The organism is Actinotalea ferrariae CF5-4, assembly GCF_000603945.1.
GTDB lineage: Bacteria > Actinomycetota > Actinomycetes > Actinomycetales > Cellulomonadaceae > Actinotalea > Actinotalea ferrariae.
The window spans coordinates 1-3,382 of the sequence record NZ_AXCW01000291.1 but is presented as its reverse complement, the minus strand read 5'-3'; the positions used below and the strand labels follow the sequence as shown (position 1 = coordinate 3,382).

The window sequence follows — 3,382 nt, the reverse complement described above, 5'->3', positions numbered from 1 at the left end:
CTCAGGCCGGTGGATCAGGGCTGAGGCGGGCCGGGATGACCAGGGACTCGTCGACCACGAGCATCTCGGGGCGTTCGTGGCGTGCGGCGAGCCACGCCGCGGCCACGCCGCTGACCGCAGCCTGGGATCCCATCCGGCGTTCGAGGAGGTCGAGTGCCTCCTCCTGGCGGGATCGCAGGTACTGCTCGAGGACCGGTCGCACCCGGCGAGCCAGCGAGGGGAGGGGCTCGCGGACCACGTCAGCTTCGACCGTTCCGGCCAGTCGGGCGAGATGACGCGAGACCGCCCTGAATCCGGCGACGGCGCGCGGTGAGCCGGCGAGCACGATCGGCGAGGGGTGCAGGCGCAGGTGCGCTCCCAGCGCCGCGTCGACGTCGCGATAGAACGCGGCGGCGTCGGACCGCGCCAGACCGGGCCGGTCGGGGTCACGGCGTTGCTCGCGCGCCGCGGTGATCGGGAAACGCCCGGTCACCGGGCGCAGCTCGTCACCAGCGCCCTCGAACAGTCGCGCCTGGCGCGAGCCCAGGGCGAGAACGGCATGGCGGGGGGTGCGGTGCAGGGCGCGGACAAGGTCACGCGTCGCGAAGGATGCGTCCACGACGACGCGCGGCACCACCGCCACGGGCAGGCGGATGCTGGCCCGGATGCCGTCGCGCGAGGTCAGGACCGCCAGCCCGGACGCGGTCGACAGCGTCATCGCCTCCTCAGCCACCCGGGCCAGCTCGGTTAGGACGTCGTCGGCCGCGGAGACGCGTCCGGCGTATAGCCGCTGCCGCGCCTGGTCCAGCAGCCCACGCAGGGCCACGCGGTCCTCCGGCGTCATCACACTCGCGGCCGCGGTGGGGAGGAGCAGGGTGATGGCCGGGAAGGTGGTCGGGGCCTGGAGCTCGACGACGAGCTCAGCCGGTGGGGGCGACATCACGTGTCGCGGACCGCTCCACCGGCTGAAGGCGACGGGCTCGTGGGTCAGGTCGGTCATGGGGCTCTCCTCGGTCGGTTCCTCAGCCAACCGAAGGTCTCTCCCGGCCCATCGGCCCGAGGCGCCGGGTCCCACCCAGGAACCGTCATGACGACGCATCGCTCAGGGATACTCCCCTTCGTCCGTCAGATCGAGTGAAGCACGATTCGCGTATCCGGGACAACCTTTAGGCTCCGACGAGCTCTGGCACCTCGCACTGCGGCTGGGTCGGTCGCGGGGGCAGTGCGATCGATTGACAACTGAAGTACTGTTCCGGCATTGTGGATCGCAAGGTTGGGGAGTACCCCCTCACGGCGTCTCGTCATCTCGGCCGAAAGGCCCGGGCCGCCGGCCCCTTCCGGGGCGGGAGAGACCACCTCGCCCGGCTCGGGCCGCTGACCCCCTAGCGGCCCGGGCCGGTGCCCGTGTCCCTCCTGACCTAGGAGCCCGCTGTGCGCACGGCCCGACGCACGAACGACCCGCAGCCAGTCCTCGCCCATCCCGCCTCCGCCGAGGGGCGCACCTCCAGTGCCGTCCCACCCGGGAGCGCACTGACCGTGCCGGATGCGCATCTGATCCCTGCATCGCAAGTCACCGAAGCCCTGGGAGTCGACCCCGGCCGGGGCCTCGACGAAGCGGAGGTCAGCCGGCGATTGAGTGCGGTCGGGCCAAACCGGCTTGCCGAGCCGGTTCGCCGGGCGGCGTGGCGGCGGTTCCTGGACCAGTTCCGCAGCCTGCTCATCCTGATCCTGATCGCCGCGGCGGTCCTGGCCGGCCTCATCGGGGACGTCAAGGACACCGTCGTGATCACCATCGTGCTGCTGATCAACGCCACGATCGGGTTCGTCCAGGAGAACCGAGCCGAGCGCAGCCTGGAGGCACTGCGCAAGATGCTCACCCCCACCGCCCGTGTGCGCCGCGACGAGCAGGTCAACGTCATCGACGCCGGCGACCTCGCGCCTGGCGACATCGTGCTCCTGGAGGCCGGCGACCGGGTGCCGGCCGACGGGCGCCTGCTCGTCGCCGAGAGCGTCGAGATCGACGAGTCCGCGCTCACCGGAGAGTCCCAGCCGGTCGCCAAGACCACCGCACCGACCGCCCTCACCGGTGACGGCGCGAAGGTCCCGCTCGCCGACCGCACCGGCATGGCGTACATGAACACCGCCCTGACCCGCGGCCGCGCCGAGCTCGTGGTGACCGCAACGGGGATGGCCACCGAAGTCGGCGCGATCGCGGGAATGCTGCGCACCGGCACCGAGCCCAAGAGCCCACTGCAGGTCGAGTTGGACGCCGTCGGCAAGCGCATCGCCGTGATCGGTGGAACCGCGGTCGGCGCCTACGCCCTGCTCGCGCTGCTGCGCGGCGAGCCCCTGGCCGAGCTCGCGCTCAGCGCAGTCGCCCTGGCTGTCGCGACCGTTCCCGAGGGCCTGCCCGCCGTCCTGGCCCTGACCCTGGCCCTGGGTGTGCAGCGGATGGCCCGCCGAGGGGCCATCGTCAAGCGCCTGGCCTCGGTGGAGACCCTGGGCGCGGCGACCGTGGTCTGCAGCGACAAGACCGGAACCTTGACCCTGAACCAGATGACCGCCCGAGCTGTCGTCGTCGCCGGTCGCGATGTGACCGTCGCCGGCGAGGGCTACGTCCCGGCTGGCGAGCTGCGGGCGACCGACGGCGCCCCACTTCCGAGCGACCTCGATCCGCTGGTGCGGGCGGCCGCGCTGGCCAGCGACGCCGTCCTGACCACCCGCGACGGTGCACCGGCGATCGTCGGCGACCCCACCGAAGGCGCCCTCGTCGTCCTCGCCGCCAAGACCGGCATCGACGTCACGGCGCTGCGTGCCGAGCATCCCCGCATCGGCGAGGTGCCGTTCGACGCCGCGCACAAGTACATGGCCACCGTCCACGCCGAAGGCACTCGAGCCCGCGCCTACCTCAAGGGAGCCCCGGACGTGCTGCTCGGGCGCAGCGCGTTCATCGCCACCGCTAACGGGGTCAAGCCCTTGGGCCCGGACGCCCTGGCCCGCGTCCACGCCGAGATCAGCCGCCTGGCATCCCAGGGGCTGCGAGTCATCGGAGTCGCCACCACACTGCTCGACGACCTCAGAGACCCCGCCTCCCTTGCCGACCGGCTCACCGGCGTGACCTTCCTGGGCCTGGTCGGAATCGCCGACCCGCCCCGAGCCGAGGCCCGTGAGGCGATCGCCCTGTGCCACCGCGCTGGGATCCAGGTCAAGATGATCACCGGCGACCACCGCGACACCGCAGCTGCCATCGCACGCGAGCTCGGCATCTCCGGTGACGTCGTCACCGGTGCGGACCTGGACCGCATGAGCCCCGCCGAGCTCACCGAGCGCATCGAGGACATCGGCGTTTTCGCCCGGGTCGCCCCGGAGCACAAGGTCGCCATCGTCAAGGCCTTGACCGACC

The 3,382-nt window shown here is 72.1% G+C and carries 2 protein-coding genes; one reads left to right on the top strand and one right to left on the bottom strand.

Annotated features, from left to right (window positions below; genetic code table 11):
- Position 1: 1 nt before the first annotated feature.
- Positions 2–979 (bottom strand): baeRF3 domain-containing protein, encoded by a 978-nt coding sequence (locus N866_RS16525; RefSeq protein WP_052023176.1) that lies wholly within the window; start codon positions 977–979, stop codon positions 2–4.
- A gap of 431 nt (positions 980–1,410) precedes the next feature.
- On the opposite strand from N866_RS16525, the gene N866_RS16520 reads away from it, so the two are divergent.
- The coding region (locus N866_RS16520) for a cation-translocating P-type ATPase (protein WP_216699471.1) at positions 1,411–3,382 on the top strand (1,972 nt) is incomplete at its 3' end.